Source organism: Actinomyces oricola (genome assembly GCF_004104015.1).
GTDB classification, from domain to species: Bacteria; Actinomycetota; Actinomycetes; order Actinomycetales; family Actinomycetaceae; genus Actinomyces; species Actinomyces oricola.
This window is the reverse complement of record NZ_RYFV01000001.1, coordinates 136,524-152,735: the sequence shown is the minus strand read 5'-3', so window position 1 is coordinate 152,735 and position 16,212 is coordinate 136,524. Positions and strand designations below refer to the sequence as shown.

14 protein-coding genes and 1 tRNA gene are annotated in these 16,212 nt (G+C 68.7%); 3 read left to right on the top strand and 12 right to left on the bottom strand.

Going from position 1 to position 16,212, the window contains the following annotated elements; translation table 11 throughout:
• Nucleotides 1-165 precede the first annotated feature (165 nt).
• The gene (locus EUC46_RS00650; RefSeq protein ID WP_241655304.1) at nucleotides 166-831 is read left to right on the top strand and encodes a transcriptional initiation protein Tat; all 666 of its coding nucleotides are present in this window, start codon (nucleotides 166-168) and stop codon (nucleotides 829-831) included.
• A gap of 29 nt (nucleotides 832-860) precedes the next feature.
• Here EUC46_RS00650 and coaE read toward each other — a convergent pair whose 3' ends face one another.
• The 4 genes from coaE to polA all read right to left on the bottom strand — a co-directional run bounded on the left by coaE (nucleotide 861) and on the right by polA (nucleotide 8,792).
• A complete protein-coding gene (coaE, locus tag EUC46_RS13360) occupies nucleotides 861-2,183 on the bottom strand; it encodes a dephospho-CoA kinase (protein ID WP_128772263.1) in 1,323 nt (440 codons plus the stop codon).
• Between the two features lie 99 nt (nucleotides 2,184-2,282).
• Nucleotides 2,283-4,034: a hypothetical protein gene (locus EUC46_RS00640; protein ID WP_128772262.1), complete on the bottom strand. Its 1,752-nt coding sequence runs from the start codon at nucleotides 4,032-4,034 to the stop codon at nucleotides 2,283-2,285.
• Nucleotides 4,035-4,270: 236 nt separating this feature from the next.
• The gene (gene rpsA / locus EUC46_RS00635; protein ID WP_128772261.1) at nucleotides 4,271-5,719 is read right to left on the bottom strand and encodes a 30S ribosomal protein S1; all 1,449 of its coding nucleotides are present in this window, start codon (nucleotides 5,717-5,719) and stop codon (nucleotides 4,271-4,273) included.
• A gap of 292 nt (nucleotides 5,720-6,011) precedes the next feature.
• Entirely contained in the window at nucleotides 6,012-8,792 is a 2,781-nt protein-coding gene (gene polA, locus EUC46_RS00630) for a DNA polymerase I (RefSeq protein WP_128772260.1), read from the bottom strand.
• A gap of 17 nt (nucleotides 8,793-8,809) precedes the next feature.
• Here polA and EUC46_RS00625 point away from each other — a divergent pair, with 17 nt between their 5' ends.
• A complete protein-coding gene (locus tag EUC46_RS00625) occupies nucleotides 8,810-9,379 on the top strand; it encodes a PaaI family thioesterase (RefSeq protein WP_128772259.1) in 570 nt (189 codons plus the stop codon).
• 63 nt (nucleotides 9,380-9,442) lie between these two features.
• Here EUC46_RS00625 and EUC46_RS00620 read toward each other — a convergent pair whose 3' ends face one another.
• Nucleotides 9,443-10,054, bottom strand: coding sequence for an ANTAR domain-containing response regulator (locus EUC46_RS00620; protein ID WP_128772258.1), 612 nt, complete (start codon nucleotides 10,052-10,054; stop codon nucleotides 9,443-9,445).
• A 54-nt stretch (nucleotides 10,055-10,108) separates the two neighbouring features.
• Between EUC46_RS00620 and EUC46_RS00615 the strand changes: the two genes are divergently transcribed.
• Nucleotides 10,109-10,185 (top strand) — tRNA-Leu (locus EUC46_RS00615).
• 195 nt (nucleotides 10,186-10,380) lie between these two features.
• Here EUC46_RS00615 and pyk read toward each other — a convergent pair.
• From pyk to hisF, 7 genes are all read right to left on the bottom strand, one after another.
• The gene (gene pyk / locus EUC46_RS00610; protein ID WP_128772257.1) at nucleotides 10,381-11,811 is read right to left on the bottom strand and encodes a pyruvate kinase; all 1,431 of its coding nucleotides are present in this window, start codon (nucleotides 11,809-11,811) and stop codon (nucleotides 10,381-10,383) included.
• Between the two features lie 54 nt (nucleotides 11,812-11,865).
• Complete coding sequence (lgt, locus tag EUC46_RS00605; RefSeq protein WP_421700999.1) at nucleotides 11,866-12,861, bottom strand: prolipoprotein diacylglyceryl transferase; 996 nt, start codon at nucleotides 12,859-12,861, stop codon at nucleotides 11,866-11,868.
• A 9-nt stretch (nucleotides 12,862-12,870) separates the two neighbouring features.
• Nucleotides 12,871-13,695, bottom strand: a complete 825-nt coding sequence (locus EUC46_RS00600; RefSeq protein WP_128772255.1) for an indole-3-glycerol phosphate synthase TrpC — start codon at nucleotides 13,693-13,695, stop codon at nucleotides 12,871-12,873.
• An 80-nt stretch (nucleotides 13,696-13,775) separates the two neighbouring features.
• Complete coding sequence (hisI, locus tag EUC46_RS00595; RefSeq protein ID WP_128772254.1) at nucleotides 13,776-14,186, bottom strand: phosphoribosyl-AMP cyclohydrolase; 411 nt, start codon at nucleotides 14,184-14,186, stop codon at nucleotides 13,776-13,778.
• Between the two features lie 98 nt (nucleotides 14,187-14,284).
• The gene (locus EUC46_RS00590) at nucleotides 14,285-14,710 is read right to left on the bottom strand and encodes a DUF2752 domain-containing protein (protein ID WP_128772253.1); all 426 of its coding nucleotides are present in this window, start codon (nucleotides 14,708-14,710) and stop codon (nucleotides 14,285-14,287) included.
• Nucleotides 14,711-14,758: 48 nt separating this feature from the next.
• On the bottom strand, nucleotides 14,759-15,124 hold the full coding sequence (locus EUC46_RS00585; protein ID WP_128772252.1) for a DUF4190 domain-containing protein: 366 nt from the start codon (nucleotides 15,122-15,124) through the stop codon (nucleotides 14,759-14,761).
• Nucleotides 15,125-15,340: 216 nt separating this feature from the next.
• Entirely contained in the window at nucleotides 15,341-16,111 is a 771-nt protein-coding gene (hisF, locus tag EUC46_RS00580) for an imidazole glycerol phosphate synthase subunit HisF (RefSeq protein ID WP_128772251.1), read from the bottom strand.
• Between the last annotated feature and the right edge of the window lie 101 nt (nucleotides 16,112-16,212).

The following is a 16,212-nucleotide window of genomic DNA, read 5'->3' as shown; positions in this document are numbered from 1 at the left end:
GGCCGGCTGTGAGAGTACCGGTTCGCCGCCGACCCGTCGTGAGCCCGGGTAGCACTTCCCATAGTTGCGGATGAATGTGGAGGCTACCGTTCAACCGTCTCTCCTCAATGGCGTCGACCGAGAGGATTCCCACCCATGCCAACCCTGGGGAAGATTCCAACCCATATGACAAGCAGGCGCGGTGCACTCGCCCTGATCGGACAGGCCACGGTTCTCCTGGCCGCCTCCGCCTGCGGCACGAGAAGAGAACCGGAGAAGTCGTACAAGCCGGTGCTGTACCTGTATCCCGAGACGATGACCGATGTCACCGTGGAACTCGACTATGACGGCCGGCTCACCTACACCTATCCGCAGCCCGAGCAGATGCCCGACGGCACCGTGTCATGGGCGGTGACGGCCCATCCAGATGGGGACTTGACCGACGCCAGTGGCCGCCACTACCCCTCACTGTTCTGGGAGGGTGAGAGCAGCACCGCCTTTGCGCAGGACACCGGCTTTGTTGTTAAGGCCGGCGACGCCACCGGTTTCCTGGAGGACAAGCTCGCCGTTCTGGGTCTCAACGACCGCGAGGCCGCCGAGTGCATCACCTTCTGGGGGCCGCGGATCGCCGAGCGGGGCGAGGCCCTGGTGACCTTCCTAGGCGACCAGTACACCAATACTGCTCGCTACCGCTTCGCCTCCGCCGGTGAGGAGATCACCCCGACCACCTTCATCCGCGTCTACATCCTTGTCTCTGACGCCCCGGCCGCTCCTGTGCCCGAGCAGGTCCTGACCCCCGCACCCGCCCGTACCGGCTTCACCGCAGTTGAATGGGGAGGCAGCGACCTGTAGCGCAGCGGCCACCATGGCGTGGCCTTGACTCATGTCGGGCCGGCGGCGAGCCGGTGCTCCCACAGCCAGTCGACCCGGCCGGCGAGGTCCTGCCGGCTGCCATTGTTGGGGAGCAGAATATCGGCTGCTCGACGGCGCTCCTGGTCACTGGCCTGGCCGGCCATACGGCCCTCCGCCTCATTCCGCGACAGGCCCCGTTCCCGCAGCCGCGCCAGCCTCATGGCGCGGGGCGCTTCAACCACCAGGACGCAATCGAAAAGATCCTCCATCCCCCCCTCGACGAGGAGAGGAACATCGTAGACGGCCACACCCCCCGCCCTCGCCGCCTCCATGCGCCAGGCCGCCGTCTGGGCGATACGCGGCAGCAGTATTGCCTCCAGGACGCTGCGAGCCGCCGGGTCATGGAAGACGCGTTCGGCCAGCGCCCTGCGGTCCAGGGCGCCGTCGGCGGCCAGGATCGCGGTCCCGAACACGGCGACGATCTCGGTGAGCCCGGGTTGGCCGGGCTCGACCACCTCACGGGCGATAACGTCCGCATCCACGACGTGCGCCCCGCGCACCGCGAGCAGGTGCGCCACCGTCGACTTGCCCGAGCCAATGCCGCCGGTGAGTCCGACGCGCAGTGCTCGGTCACCGCGTGGTACCCGAAGCCTGCCAATGCCCGCGGCCGCGGCGCGACGACGGCGAACCAGGTCGGCGAGTTCGATCACGAGCGCGCGCAGCACCCGCACCGCCTCCGACTGGGACACGGACCCACTGGCCGGCACGCGCACGAGGCCGACGACGGGCCGGTTCGCCTCCGGCACGCCCGCGGCGGCGTCGAGCGCCGCATAGAGCGCGGCATTGCAGATGTGCCTTCCGGCGTCGTCCGAACGGGCCACCGGCAGGCCCGCTGCGCCGAGCCGGCCCACTAGCGCCGCTACCGGCCATGCGACCCGGCGCTGGGGCGGGCCGCCGGGGACGAGCGCCTCACCGTTGGGCTGAAACCCGGTGGTGTCGGGGTGGTGCGCCGTCGCCTCATTGTGGGCGGTGGTCTCCAACGTCACCGCCCCTCCCCCCGCCCGGAGGCCGACATGCACGACGACGTCGGGGCGCAGGTACTCAATGGCGCTGCGGCTGGCCGCCGCCGCTCCCGCGAAGGCCGTTGGCAGGAGCTCTCGGGTCACCATGGCCCGCCCCCCCGCCAACTCAATGCTCTCGGGCAGAAGCCGCACGACGTCCAGCGAAGCGTTGGGCGCGGCGGCGTCAACAGGCTCGAAACCGGTGACATGGACCCGCACTGGCGCATTGACCGCCTTTGAGGCCGTCGGGGCGGGGCCCTGAGAGCCGAGGGCGTCCTGCGTCTGCATCATGCGGTGAGGCTAGCGGCGCGGGCGCTCGCCGGCCACCCGCATGCACCTGCACGGCGTGCGCGAGGGCGGGGTCACCGCCCCGCACGTGAAGCGGTTCTCTCACTCGCGCTTCTCCGGCCGGCTCGCCCTGTCAGGCGTTGCCGCCGTCCTTTCGCCGCCGGCGCGGCGCCGGCCGGATCGACCTCGTCCGTAGGGGGCAATAGTTTGCTCAACAGCGGCAAGTCGTTGGGAGACATCGTCGGGAACCGACCGGCACCGCTCGAGCTCGGCGCGCGCCCGCCTGCACACCTCCCGCGCAGCGGAGGCGCGGGCGGGTGTTGTTTCAACGCCCTCGGCGGTGATCTCGGCCAGGTCGGTCAGGAGCCGCACCGAGCCGCAGGGGTCGCCGATGGCATTAATGACAGCCCCCAGGCGCTCCCCCATGCGGATGGTTCCCCAGTCGGTGAGGAGCTCATGGATGCGCTGCCAGTGGACAGTGGCGCCGGCATGGTCGCCCCGGCTGGCGGCGCTCTGGGCGGCAATGACCATAGAGGCGCAGCCCAACTCCAACCACCCCTGGGACAGGCACAACTCGGTGGTGTCCAGGGCCTCGGCTTCGGCGCGCTCGTGGGCGCCCAGGGCCGTGAGCAATCGGGAGAAGGCGATGCGCAGGTCCACGATTATCTCGAGCTGGGAGTCGTCGGTGAGCTCGGCCAGCGACTGGCTGACCGTCTCGGCAGTGGAGATGGCCCGCTCCCGCACCGAGTCCAGGCCGTAGCCGCGTGCCAGGACCAACAGGTCATTGACCTCCTCCAGCAGGGCCCCCCGGTTCAGCAGGCGAGCGGAGGGGATTGCGGCGCCTCCGGTGACAGTGCCGTAGGAGCGGGTGGCCAGGCTCGCGATCTCGGAGGCCATGCGGGTCTCAATGCGCAGGGACACGCCATTGTTGTCGTTGCGCCGGTCGAAACGGACGGCCAGGGTGCGGGCGAAGGCGGTGACGGCGTCATAGGCGTGGGCGACAGTGTCCCAACCAGTGACTTGCAGGGCCGGCCCCCAGGGCGTGGTCCAGGAGATGGTCGACCCCAGGGCGTTGGCGCCGTACCCGGCCCGCACCGACTCTCTGAGAACGACGGCGGTCCCCGCGGCACCATTCATTAGCGACCAGGCGCTGGAGGATGAGGCGTCGGTCAGGTCGGTGTGGCGCAGAATGGCGAAGGCCCGCTCCCACTGCCCGGACAGACCCAGGTACTCCATCTGGTCGCCCAGGACCCGGATGCGCATGAAATCGGGGATTTCTATCAGACCGAGGGACATCATGGCGTCCTCGGCCTCGACCTTGCGGTTCTGGGCCAGGTAGGGCAGGAGGCTGGCGGCCAGGTTGCGGGCGGTGCCTGCGGGGTCGGCGTCGGGGCGGGTGACTACTGCCGTCGTGGTGCGGATGACACCGGAGAAGTCGTCGTGCATTTTGGCGGCCGCCAAGGTGGCGCTGGCATCGACCTCCCCGAAGGAGAACAGGCGTGCCACACGCAGCTGCTCTATGGCGTCGGCCCGCTGCCCGAGGGTAGGGCATAACTCGACGCGGGCGTAGCGCAGCGGCAGGGCGGAGTGCCCGTTGTCAGTACGGAGCTTTTCGCAGGCCGCCACAGCACGATCAATGTCGGCTCGGCTGCGGTCGGGGTCCTCCCCCAGAGTCGCCAGCCAGGGCCGGTCGATCTGGGTGAGGCTGTGGATAATGCTGGCCGTCATGTCGCCGGGCAGGTCCTCCTGGGGCGGCTGGTCCACCAACGCGGTGTACAGGTTTCCCGTGCGCGCCGGGCTGCGGGGGTCACCCATATCCGTCAGCAGCGTGGACACCTCGGCCCAGCTCGTCATCGGTCCTCCCTATCAACTCAGATCCAGGCGCTCCGGCACCCGCGAGTCAGCCTGGCACAGGCACTTAGCGGGTGCGATGGGGAGCGCAGTCCACCACGGATGATGCTAGCGGCCCTCAGGCGCCCGGACCTGGGAGAGGCCGCTGCTGTTCCGGCCCGCAGTCGGATCTGGGCAACAGCGGTTGTGGGGCCCCACCCGAACGGGTGGGGCCCCACAACCGTGGGCTCAGTGGCCCGTCAGTTGCCGGTCAGCTTCTCGCGCAGCGCTGCCAGCGCCTCGTCAGAGGCGAGGGTGCCCGAGGCCTCCGAAGGGGCCGAGGAGTAGGAGGTGGAGCCGGCTGGGGCGGTGTCGGGCTCAGTGTCATTCTCCATGGCCCTGGCCACCTGGGCCTTGTGGGCCTCCCAGCGGGCGTGAGCCGCCGCGTACTCGGCCTCCCAGGCCTCGCGCTGGGCGTCGTAGCCTTCAAGCCACTCGTTGGTCTCCGGGTCGAAGCCCTCGGGGTACTTGTAGTTGCCGTTCTCGTCGTACTCGGCGGCCATGCCGTACAGGGAGGGATCGAAGTCCTCCGAAGCGGGATCCACGCCCTCATTGGCCTGCTTGAGGGACAAGGAGATACGGCGGCGCTCCAAATCAATGTCAATAACCTTGACGAAGACCTCGTCACCGACCTTGGCGACCTGCTCAGGCACCTCAACATGACGCTGAGCCAGCTCGGAGATGTGTACCAGGCCCTCAATGCCGTCCTCAACGCGGACGAAGGCGCCGAAGGGGACGAGCTTGGTGACCTTACCGGGCACCACCTGACCAATGGCGTGGGTGCGGGCGAAGGCCTGCCACGGGTCCTCCTGGGTGGCCTTCAGCGACAAGGAGACGCGTTCACGGTCGAAGTCAACATCCAAGACCTCAACGGTGACTTCCTGGCCCACTTCGACGACCTCGGAGGGGTGGTCGATGTGCTTCCAGGACAGCTCGGAGACATGCACCAGGCCGTCCACGCCGCCCAGGTCCACGAAGGCGCCGAAGTTGACAATGGAGGAGACCACACCGGGACGTACCTGGCCCTTCTGGAGGGTCTGGAGGAAGTTGGTGCGGACCTCGGACTGGGTCTGCTCCAACCAGGCCCGGCGGGAGAGAACCACGTTATTGCGGTTCTTGTCCAGCTCGATGATCTTGGCCTCGAGCTCGCGGCCCACATAGGGCTGGAGGTCGCGCACACGGCGCATTTCGACCAGGGAGGCGGGGAGGAACCCGCGCAGGCCGATGTCGAGGATGAGACCACCCTTGACGACCTCAATGACGGTGCCGGTGACGACGCCGTCCTCTTCCTTAACGCGCTCGATGGTGCCCCAGGCGCGCTCGTACTGGGCACGCTTCTTGCTCAGCAGCAAACGGCCCTCCTTGTCCTCCTTCTGGAGAACCAGGGCCTCGATCTCATCGCCGACCGAGACGATCTCATCGGGGTCGACGTCATGCTTAATGGACAGCTCGCGAGCGAGGATAACGCCCTCGGTCTTGTAGCCGATGTCCAGGAGGACCTCATCACGGTCGACCTTGACAACAGTGCCCTCGACGATGTCACCGTCGTCGAAGTACTTGATGGTCTCGTCGACGGCGGCGAGGATCTCCTCGGTCGAACCGATGTCGTTGACGGCGACCGGGGCGGGGGTGGGCGTGGTGGTGGTCATTGAGTGGTTGCTCCGAATACGGAAAGGGGGTCGGGACGATAGTTACCATGCATCCCCCCGAACCGGGAGCCAGCCCGGACTGGTTCCGCGGCGCAGTCGGGTGCCCGAGAGTCCCGCCAAGGACAGGGACAGCCGCAGGCGCCCAGGGGCGCACACATCGGACTCTACCAGGGGTAGTCCAGTCTGTGACTGTTCACCGCCATCAATGTCAGCCATCGACGGCAGTGGGATGTCTCACGTCAACGTCCGCCCCGCCCGGCAGGACGCCAGTCGGCCTGCGGTGCCGGGCGCCTCAATGGGCGGCCTCCCGCCAGTTCGCACCCCGCCCCACCGACACGTCTAAAGGCACCGACAGCTCCGCCGCCGCCCCCATGCGCTCATGCAGGAGCTCTTCAACGGCGTCGGCCTGACCGGGGGCGACCTCGACCAGGAGCTCGTCATGGATTTGCAGCAGGAGGCGGCTGGTCAACCCCGCCTCCCCCAGGGCCTGCTCGACGTCGATCATGGCCTTTTTGACAATGTCTGCGGCGCTGCCCTGGATGGGGGCGTTGAGGGCGGCGCGCTCCGCCATCTCGCGGCGCTGGCGGTTGGTGCTCGCCAGATCCGGTAGGTAGCGGCGGCGGCCGAACATGGTCTGGGTGTAGCCGTCGCGGCGGGCCTCCTCGACCACGGACTCCAGGTAGTCGCGCACCCGCCCGAAGCGGGCGAAGTAGCGGTCGCGCAGGGAGGCGGCCTCGCCGTTCTCAATGCCGAGCTGGCGGGCCAGCCCGAAGGTGGACAGTCCATAGGCCAGGCCGTAGCTCATGGCCTTGACGTGGCTGCGCTGCTCGGCGGTGACGGCCTCGACGTCAATATCGTGGACGAGGGCGGCGACGTAGCGGTGCAGGTCTTCTCCGCTGCGGAAGGCCTCAATAAGGGCCTCGTCACCGGATAGGTGCGCCATAATGCGCATTTCGATTTGGGAGTAGTCGGCCGTCATGAGGCACTCGTAGCCCTCGCCCACGGTGAAGGCCTCCCGGATGCGCATACCCTCAATAGTGCGGGCGGGAATGTTCTGCAGGTTGGGGTCGGTGGAGGACAGGCGGCCGGTGGCGGCGACCGTCTGCTGGAAGGTGGTGTGGATGCGCCCGTCGGGCAGGATCGCCTTGCGCAGCCCCTCAACGGTCTGTCGCAGCTTAATGGCGTCGCGGTGCTCCAGAAGGTTCTCCAGGAAGGGGTGGCCGGTGCGGGCGAAGAGGTTGGCCAGCGCCCCGGCGTCAGTGGTGTATCCGGTCTTGGTGCGACGCGTCTTGGGCATGCCGAGCTCGTCGAACAGCACTGCTTGGAGCTGTTTGGGGCTGGAGAGGTTGAGCTCGTGGCCGGCGGCCTCATAGGCGCGGGCCGCCGCCGCCGTGACGCGCGCGTCGAGCTCGACCTGCCGTTGGGCGAGGACCTTGTCGTCCACGGCGATGCCGGCGTCCTCCATCGCCGCCAGGCACGCCGCCACGGGCATTTCCAGGGCGGTGAAGAGCTCGCGCACACCCCGGCGGCCCATCTGGGTGTCGAGTTCGGCCTGGAGGGGCAGGAGCACGGCGGCGCGGCGCGCAGCCTCCAGGGCGGCGGTCGGCGGGGCCTGCTGGGTCAGGGCCTCCAAATCGAAGGCGCTCTGGGCGTCCTCGGCCGGGGCATTGGCGCTAACGGATCCCATTTCAATTCCGAGCCAGCGCTGGGCCAAGGAGTCGACGTCGTAGCTGCGCTGCTCGGGGCGGCACAGGTAGCCGGCCAGGGAGGGGTCGGCGCTCACGCCGTCAAGGGCGAGTCCCCGGGCGCGCAGGGCGTGCCACGCGCCTTTGGCGTCGGCGACGACCTTGGTGCGGGCGGGGTCGGAGAGCAGCGCCGCCAGGGTCGCCTCGTCCTCCGGTGAGATGAGGGCCAGGTCAATGGCCGCGGCGGTGACGCCGTCGGAGAGCGCCACGAGCACGGCGTCCCCCTCACCGGGGCGCATGGTGCCGGTGACCGACAGCCCCAGTGGGGTGTCACCAGTCAGGTGCTCGGCCAACCACTGCCCCAGGGCGCCGGGGGCCAGGTCCGTTCCGGGCACGGTGGTGGGCAGGTGAGCCAGGCGGGAGGCCAGGTCGTCCTCGGAGCCGTCGGCGGGGGGCGCCTGGTCGGCGGTGTCGGTGAAGGGCAGGGTGCGCAGGGCCCGGGCATGGAGGGTGCGGAACTCCAGGGACTCCATGACGCGGGCGAGAGCGGCGCGGTCGGCGCCGCGCAATCGCAGGTCGACGTCCGGGTCGAGGCCCAGATCCAGGTCGGTGACCAACCGGTTGAGGCGGCGGTTGCGCAGGACGTTGTCGAGGTGGTCGCGCAAGGATTGGCCGACCTTGCCCTTGATCTCATCAGCGCGGGCAATAATGCTGTCCAGGCCGTCGTACTGCTTAATCCACTTCGCGGCGGTCTTGGGCCCGACCCCGGGTACGCCGGGAAGGTTGTCGCTGGTCTCCCCCACGAGAGCAGCCAGGTGAGGGTAGCGCTGCGGGGGCACGCCGTAGCGCTCCTCCACCTCCGCCGGCGTCATGCGGCGCATGGTGGATACGCCTTTGACGGGGTAGAGCACGGTGCAGTGCTCGGTCACGGTCTGGAAGGTGTCGCGGTCCCCGGAGCACAAGAGCACCTCCATGTGCTCACGCTGGCCGGCGGCGGCCAGGGTGGCCAGGATGTCATCGGCCTCATAGCCGGGGGCGGTAATGGCGGGTATCCCCATGGCGGCCAGGACCTCCTCTATGAGCTCGACCTGCCCGACGAAGGGCTGCGGGGTCTCATCGCGGGTGGCCTTGTACTCGGGGTACTCCTGTGTGCGGAAGGTTCCGCCGGCCAGGTCGAAGGCGACCGCCACATGGGTGGGGGTCTCCTGCTCCAGCAGTGACAGGAACATGGAGGTGAAACCGTGGACGGCATTGGTGGGCTGGCCGGTGGAGGTGGCGAAGGAGTCCACGGGCAGCGCATAGTAGGCGCGGAAGGCCATGGAGTGGCCGTCAATGAGGAGGAGCGTGTTATGTGACGCGCTCGGCGGGCTGGTCGTCGTGGTGCTCACCGTGCCAGCCTACGGGTATGAGTAATCAGAAGCCCGATGCTGCCCGCCCCTCCTCCCCCGACTCCGTCGCCGCCCCGGGGGCCGACGGTGGGCGGCGCACCGGCCGTTCAGCGGAGATGGCAGTCGCCTTCCCCCCACCGGGGGTGCGCCCCTACCCCGATCCGCGGCCGGCCGGCTCGGCGGTGTCGGCGGCCAGCGCTATGCGCCTGGGGTTGGAGAGCGCCGAGGCCGGCACGCTCATGGCGACTTTGGGCATGGAGGTTCTCGAGCGGGGGGCGGAGCGCACCGTGGTGCGCATGCCGGTGGAGGGTGCTCTCCAGGTGGCCGGGACTCTTCACGGCGGGGCCACCGCGGCCCTGGTGGAGACGGCCGCCTCGGTGGCCTCACGGCAGGCGGCCCCTGAGGGCCTGGTGCCGGTGGGTGCGGAGTTGCAGGTCAGCCACCTGCGCCCTGTGTATCGCGGCTGGGTTACGGCAGTCGCGGTTCCTGTGCATCGCGGCGGCCGCACCGCGGTCTACGAGGTCTCGATCAGCGACGAGGACGGACGGCTGGTGGGGCGCGGCACCCTGCGGAGTCTGTTCACCTGAGATCCTGCCCCGGTCACGGGCACGCCGCCATTGGGGTGGGCGGACAGGGGCGGAAGCGTGGGCTCAGGATCGCTTGGGGGAATCGCCGACCTGCTCAATGACGGCGTCGGCGACCTCCCGCATGGTCAGGCGGCGGTTCATGGAGGTCTTTTGGAGCCAGCGGAAAGCGTCCGGCTCCGATAGGCCCATCTTCTCCATGAGCAGGCCCTTGGCCCGGTCCACGCGCTTGCGAGTTTCAAAGCGCTCGGTGAGGTCACTGATCTCGGCCTCTAAGGACTGGATCTCCTCGTGCCGGGACATGGCGATCTCAAGTGCGGGGATGAGATCGGCGGGAGTGAAGGGCTTGACCACGTAGGCCATGGCTCCGGCCGCCCCGGCCCGCTCGACCAGGTCGGTCTGGGAGAAAGCGGTGAGCATGACCACAGCACAATCGTGTTGGTCAATGATCCGCTCGGCGGCAGTAATGCCGTCCATGACCGGCATCTTAATATCCATAACGCACAGGTCGGGCTCGTGCTCCGCGGCCAGGCGGACGGCCTCCTCACCATTGGCGGCCTCGGCGACGACCCTGTATCCTGCGTCTACCAGGGTCTCGACGATGTCGAGACGGATGAGGGTCTCGTCCTCTGCGACGAGGACCCTACGGGGACTTGGTGCGGTGGACTCGTTACTCACGCACCGATCCTAGTATGCTCATTAGCGTGACGCCGCCGATCCACACGGCGGCGCGCCTCCGTAGCCCAATTGGCAGAGGCATCCGACTCAAAATCGGACCAGTGTGGGTTCGAGTCCCACCGGAGGCACCAGCGCCCCGCGGGCCCGCATAGCTGTATATGCCCGTATATACGGCCATATACAGCTATGCGGCGGCTACACAACGGCTATGCGGCGGCCCGCAGGCCCCTGGGCGCCCCTGTCTTCGTGTCTGGACGCCCCGTTTCCGCGTCACAACGCCGGTGGGCCCCGCTCATAAAGAGCGGGGCCCACCGGCGTCACCGGTCTCAGTGCTCGAAAATGGCCTTCTCGCCGACGGTGTGAATGCGCAGGGAGTTGGTTGAGCCCGGCGTGCCGGGCGGTAGCCCCGCCACAATCACCACTGTGTCCCCCTCATTGGCCAGGTGCTTGGCCCGCAGAAGCTCATCGACTTGGGCGACCATTTCATCGGTGTGCTTGACCTCGGGCACCTCGTAGGTGGACACCCCCCAGGACACGGCCAGTTGGGCGCGAGTGGAGTGCAGAGGAGTGAAAGCCAGCAAGGGGATGGTGGTGCGCAAACGGGACAGGCGGCGGGCGGTGTCACCGGACTGGGTGAAGGTCACCAGGTAGGCGGCGTCGAGCTGCTCGCCCATCTCGGCGGCGGCGCGGGTCAGTGCGCCGGCGCGGGTCTGCGGGTAGGAGCCCAGCTCGGCAATGCGCTCGCCGCCGTTCTCCTCCACGTTCTCAATAATGCGGGCCATGGTGCGGACGGCCTCAATCGGGTAGGCGCCCACGGAGGTCTCGCCGGAGAGCATGACGGCGTCGGCGCCGTCGAGGATGGCATTGGCGCAGTCGGAGGCCTCGGCACGCGTGGGGCGCGGGTTCTGGATCATGGACTCCAGCACCTGAGTGGCCACAATGACGGGCTTGGCCTGACGGCGGGCGAGCTCAATGGCGCGCTTTTGGGCCAGTGGCACCGACTCCAGCGGCATCTCCACGCCCAGGTCGCCGCGGGCCACCATAATGCCGTCGAAGGCGGAGACAATGTCGAAGAGATTATCGACTGCCTGCGGCTTCTCGATCTTAGCAATGACCGGGATGCGCACACCGGCCTCGTCCATGATCTGGTGGACATCGTTAATGTCGTCGGCATTGCGCACAAAGGACAGGGCGATGAGGTCGGCGCCGATCTTAATGGCCCAACGCAGATCCTCACGGTCCTTCTCGCTCAGGGCGGGCACGGAGACCGCCACGCCGGGCAGGTTGAGCCCCTTGTGGTTGGACACGTAACCGGCCACTTCAACCTTGGTGACCACGTCGGTGTCAGTGACGGCCACCACGCGCACGGCGACATTGCCGTCGTCAATGAGAAGGCGATCACCGGGGCGGCAGTCCCCGGGCAGGCCCTTGAAAGTAGTTGAGCAGCGCTTGACGGTGCCCAGAACGTCGTCGGTGGTGATGGTGAACTCGTCGCCCTTGTGGAGCATGACCTTCTGGTCGTTGACGAACTTCCCCAGGCGGATCTTGGGTCCCTGGAGGTCCACGAGGATGGCGATGGCGCGCCCGGAGGCCTCGGCCGCCTCGCGTACGCGGGCGATGACCTCCTCCTGGTCCTCTGCACGTCCGTGGGAGCGGTTGATCCTGGCCACGTTCATGCCGGCGTCTACGAGCGCCTGCACCTGTTCGGGAGAATCAGTGGCGGGGCCCAGGGTGCATACGATCTTCGCTCTGCGCATGGCCCCATGCTAGTTGACGCCCGCCCTCGTGAGGAGGGGCGGGCGTCAATCGTCTCAGGTTGGGAGCGTTGTCACCGGGTTCTCCCCGCTGTCGGCGGTCTCGTGGGAGGTGTCTTTCGCCCCGGGGGCCGGAGCGGTGGGGTCCCCCGCCCCAGGGGCCGGGGCATCCTGGGCGGTGCGGTGGATCTGGTCGCTGGGGCCGCGGCGTGAGGTGACCAGGAAGCCGATGACGCCGACCACCATGACCAAAATGGAGGTCCACACATTGAGGCGCACTCCCAGCACAATCTGGGCCTCATCGACCCGCAGGCCCTCGATCCACACCCGACCCAGGGTGTAGACCACCAGGTAGGCCCACAGCACCCGTCCGCCACTGGCTCCGCCCCGGGCGCGCAGGCGCCGGTCCAAGGCCACCAGTGCCGCGGCGCCGGCCAGGTTCCACAGGGCCTCGTAAAGGAAGGTCGGGTGGAACAGGGTGCCGGGCGCGTAGCCCTTCGGCCGGTGGGCGGCGTCGATCTGCAGGCCCCAGGGCAGGGTGGTGGGGCCGCCGAAGAGTTCCTGGTTGAACCAGTTGCCCACCCTCCCAATGGCTTGGGCCACCAGTAGGGCTGGGGCGGCGGCGTCGAAGAGCGGGGCGGGGCGCAGACGCCGACGGTGCAGCAGCCAGGCAGCGGCCGCCAGCCCCGCTGCGACGCCTCCCCAGATGCCCAGGCCCCCGTTCCAAATCTGCACAATGCGCACGGGGTCGCCGTCGGGCCCGAAGTAGGCGTCCGGGGAGGTGATGACGTGGTAGGCGCGCGCCCCCAGAATGCCAATGGGAACGGAGAGGAGAGCGACGTCGAGAACCTGCTCGGCCCCTCCCCCGCGGGCCCGGTAGCGCTTGTCGGTCCACCATACGGCTACGGCCACCCCGGCCAGGATGCACAGGGCGTAGGCGCGCAGTGGGATGGGACCCAGGTACCACACCCCCTGCGAGGGGCTGGGCAGGGAGGTCGGCCGCGGGCCGGCGATTGCCGTGGCCAGGGCGGCGGTGAGATCGGCGGTGAGAATGGTGGGCACTCAAAGAACCTCTCGGTGGGCGGGGGGCAGGAGGGCCGGGTGGCTGCCCGCGGCGACGAGCTCGGCGACGAAGCGCTGGGGGTCGGCCGAGCGGATCACGGCCTCACCCACGAGGACCACGTCGGCCCCGGAGCGGGCGTAGCGCATGACGTCGTGAGGGCCGCGCACGCCGCCCGCGGCGATACGGATAATGGACCGGGGCAGGACCTCGGCAACCTGTTCGAAGCGGCAGCGGTCCACTCGCAGGGTCCGGGGGTCGCGGGCGTCCACGGCGATGGCCCGTCCCCCCGACTCCGCTGCCGTAATCGCCTCCCGGCGGGAGTGGGCCTCGACCACGGCGAGCATCCCCAGGGAGTGGGTGCGCTCAATCAGGGACTCCAGCACAATGGGCTCCAGGCGGGCGTCGAGCGTGAGCAGGTCCGCACCATGGGCGCGCGCCTCGTGGACTTGGTAGGGGGTGACAATAACGTCGTTAACCAGGACCGGGGCCTCGACGGCGGCGCGCACGGCATTGAGGTCCGCCAGGCTGCCGTGGGCCCGTGAGGGCTCGGTGACCACGGAAACGCAGGCGGCGCCCCCGGCCTCGTAGAAACGGGCGAGGACGCCGGGGTCTCCGACTCCTGAGAGGTCTGCGAAGGTGGCGGTGGCCCGCTTGACCTCTGCGATCACGGAGACTGCGCGGCCGGAGGTGCGCAGAATGGCGGCGGCGTCTTGTGCGGTGGGGCAACTGTGCACCAGGCGGCGCAACTCGCTCAGGGGGACGAGTTGCTCGCGGACGGCGACGGCCGCGCGCGCTGCGAGGGTCAGGTCCTCGAAACCGATCATGCGTGCACCTTCCGCGTTAGCGCCAATGACGCCATCGTCGTCGGCGGGCGGGCCGTGAGGCAAATCCGCGGTCCGGGCTCTCAGGACGTGGCCGGCCGCTCCCCGACAGTGGCGCCCAGGTCCCCGCCGGCCAGGAAGCAGGTGCGCGCACCGGTATGGCAGGCAGCCCCCACCTGGTCCACCTCGACCAGCAGGGCGTCGCCGTCGCAGTCCATGTGGACTGCCTTGACGTACTGGTAGTGGCCGGAGGTGTCCCCCTTGCGCCAGTACTCGCCCCGGGAACGGGACCAGAAGGTGACGCGCCCCTGGGTCAGGGTGCGCCGCAGGGCCTCGTCGTCCATCCACCCGACCATGAGCACCTCACGGGTGTCATGCTGCTGAATGACGGCGCAAACCAGCCCTTGGGGGTCGCGTTTGAGACGCTCGGTGAGCTCAACGGGCAGGGGGCCTTCCCCGGGGAGGGTGTCCGTGGGGGCGCTGGCAGGAGTCATGCGGGCATTGTGACACGACGACGTCGCCTGTTCCGGCGCCGGAGTGCGGCGCCGGAACAGGCGACGTCGGCCTGCGCGGCCTGGTCGGGGACGGTGTTTCAACCGGCGGGGCCGAGCAGGGGGCCAAGATAGACCCACATGCCCGGCAGGTTGCGCACGACCGCGAAAGTGGACGCCAGGACGCAGTAGGCGATGAGCTCGCGCTGTGAAACCAGTGCCCGGCTCCCGCCCCTGCGCCATGCGAGCAGCCAGCGCAAGAGCACCAGCGCGAGGATCACATCAGTGACCAGGGCGAAGGCGTTGTAGCCCAGTGCTTCAGTCAGATCGCCGCGCAGCAGCGCACCAGTGGCACGGGTGCCGCCGCACAGGGGGCACCACATGCCGGTCACCCGGTGCAGGATGCACAGGTCCGGGCGCGCCCCCGTGGCGGGCAGCAGGCCCGGCACAATGAGGGCGGCACTTGGCACTAGCGATAGACCGATGAGCGCCTTGGTGAGGGCCCGGCCCGGGGGCCGGTGGCTCATGACCGTGGCATCGGGGAGTGCGCCATTGCGCATGCAGGGCCGAACCCGTCAGGAACCGCTGTTGAGGATGCCGGTGAGTAGACCCGAAGAGATCGCAATAATGGTCCACACAATGGAAAGTCCGCCCAGAACCATGCCGGCGATGGCCATGCCCTTGTTCGTGGCGCGCCCCTCATTGGCGGCCTGCATGCCCATGAATCCGCAGATGAGGGCCGGGATGCCGGTGAAGAGGCCGCAGCACACGATACTGGCAATGCCCAGCCCCAGGGCCCATCCGCCCAGGCTGTTCTTCTCGGTGGACTGGGTGAAGGGGCTCACGCCGGGGGCGTACATGCCGCCGGCGCCCTGAGGGTAGGCGTTCGGGTCTCCGCCCTGGCCGCCATAGGGATTCTGGTTCGGGTCATAGCTTGTCATAGTCGTGCTTCCTGTCAGTTGGTTGAGGGAGCCGGGTGGAACACCGGACATACGGCGACACGCCACCTGCGGTGAGGGTACCGTCTCATGGTGTTCCCTTGCACATGGCCAGACACACCCTACACACCAGTCTCCTGCCCCTAGTGCACGAGGCCGCACAGAAGATGGGGAGTACTCCCCGTATCTTTCCGCAAAACGCGGCAGGACGTTACCCGCCTAGCGCACCGGGTGTCCGGCATCACGTAGGGCCTTCTTCGCCTGGCTGATGGTCATGGTGCCGTAGTGGAAGACACTGGCGGCCAGCACCGCGTCCGCGCCATGGTCGGCGGCGGCGGCGAAGTCCTCGGGTCGTCCCGCGCCCCCGGAGGCGATAAGGGGCACATGTACCTCGCGGCGCACATCGTCAAGCATCTGCAGATCGAAGCCGCCGGTGACGCCGTCAGCATCCATGGAGTTCAGCAGGATCTCCCCGACGCCCAGCTCGGCGGCCCGTGCCGCCCAGGCCACGGCGTCAAGGCCCGTGGAGCGGGTCCCGCCATGGGTGGTGACTTCATAGCCGGAAGGTGTCGTCACCCCCTCCGGGCAGCGGCGCGCGTCCACGGAGAGAACCACGACCTGACTGCCGAAACGCCCGGCGACCTCAGCCAGGAGCTCAGGGCGGGCGAGTGCCGCAGTGTTGATACCCACCTTGTCCGCTCCGGCGCGCAGGAGCCGGTCGACGTCCTCGACGCTGCGCACTCCCCCGCCCACGGTCAGCGGCACGAAGACCTGCTCCGCAGTAGCCGAGACGACGTCCATCATGGTGGCGCGCCCCTCGGAGGAGGCGGAAACATCGAGGAAGGTGATTTCGTCGGCGCCCTGGGCGTCGTAGCGTCGGGCGAGCTCGACGGGGTCCCCCGCGTCGCGCAGGCCCTTGAAGTTGACGCCCTTGACCACGCGTCCGTCCTTGACGTCGAGGCAGGGGATGACGCGGATGGCGACGCTCATGTGGGGGCTCCTGGGTTCGGGCGTGCGCCCGCCGGAAGCGGGCGAGAACTCCGCCAGACTAGCGCGGGGCGGGCCCCGAACGCCTCGGCCGTGCGATGCCG

What these genes read in the sequence shown, in the direction of transcription:
- EUC46_RS00650 (WP_241655304.1), top strand. Translation starts at nt 166, where the DNA reads ATGACAAGCAGGCGCGGTGCACTCGCCCTGATCGGACAGGCCACGGTT.
- coaE (WP_128772263.1), bottom strand. Translation starts at nt 2,183, where the DNA reads ATGATGCAGACGCAGGACGCCCTCGGCTCTCAGGGCCCCGCCCCGACG.
- EUC46_RS00640 (WP_128772262.1), bottom strand. Translation starts at nt 4,034, where the DNA reads ATGACGAGCTGGGCCGAGGTGTCCACGCTGCTGACGGATATGGGTGAC.
- rpsA (WP_128772261.1), bottom strand. Translation starts at nt 5,719, where the DNA reads ATGACCACCACCACGCCCACCCCCGCCCCGGTCGCCGTCAACGACATC.
- EUC46_RS00625 (WP_128772259.1), top strand. Translation starts at nt 8,810, where the DNA reads ATGAGTAATCAGAAGCCCGATGCTGCCCGCCCCTCCTCCCCCGACTCC.
- pyk (WP_128772257.1), bottom strand. Translation starts at nt 11,811, where the DNA reads ATGCGCAGAGCGAAGATCGTATGCACCCTGGGCCCCGCCACTGATTCT.
- EUC46_RS00600 (WP_128772255.1), bottom strand. Translation starts at nt 13,695, where the DNA reads ATGATCGGTTTCGAGGACCTGACCCTCGCAGCGCGCGCGGCCGTCGCC.
- hisI (WP_128772254.1), bottom strand. Translation starts at nt 14,186, where the DNA reads ATGACTCCTGCCAGCGCCCCCACGGACACCCTCCCCGGGGAAGGCCCC.
- EUC46_RS00590 (WP_128772253.1), bottom strand. Translation starts at nt 14,710, where the DNA reads ATGAGCCACCGGCCCCCGGGCCGGGCCCTCACCAAGGCGCTCATCGGT.
- EUC46_RS00585 (WP_128772252.1), bottom strand. Translation starts at nt 15,124, where the DNA reads ATGACAAGCTATGACCCGAACCAGAATCCCTATGGCGGCCAGGGCGGA.
- hisF (WP_128772251.1), bottom strand. Translation starts at nt 16,111, where the DNA reads ATGAGCGTCGCCATCCGCGTCATCCCCTGCCTCGACGTCAAGGACGGA.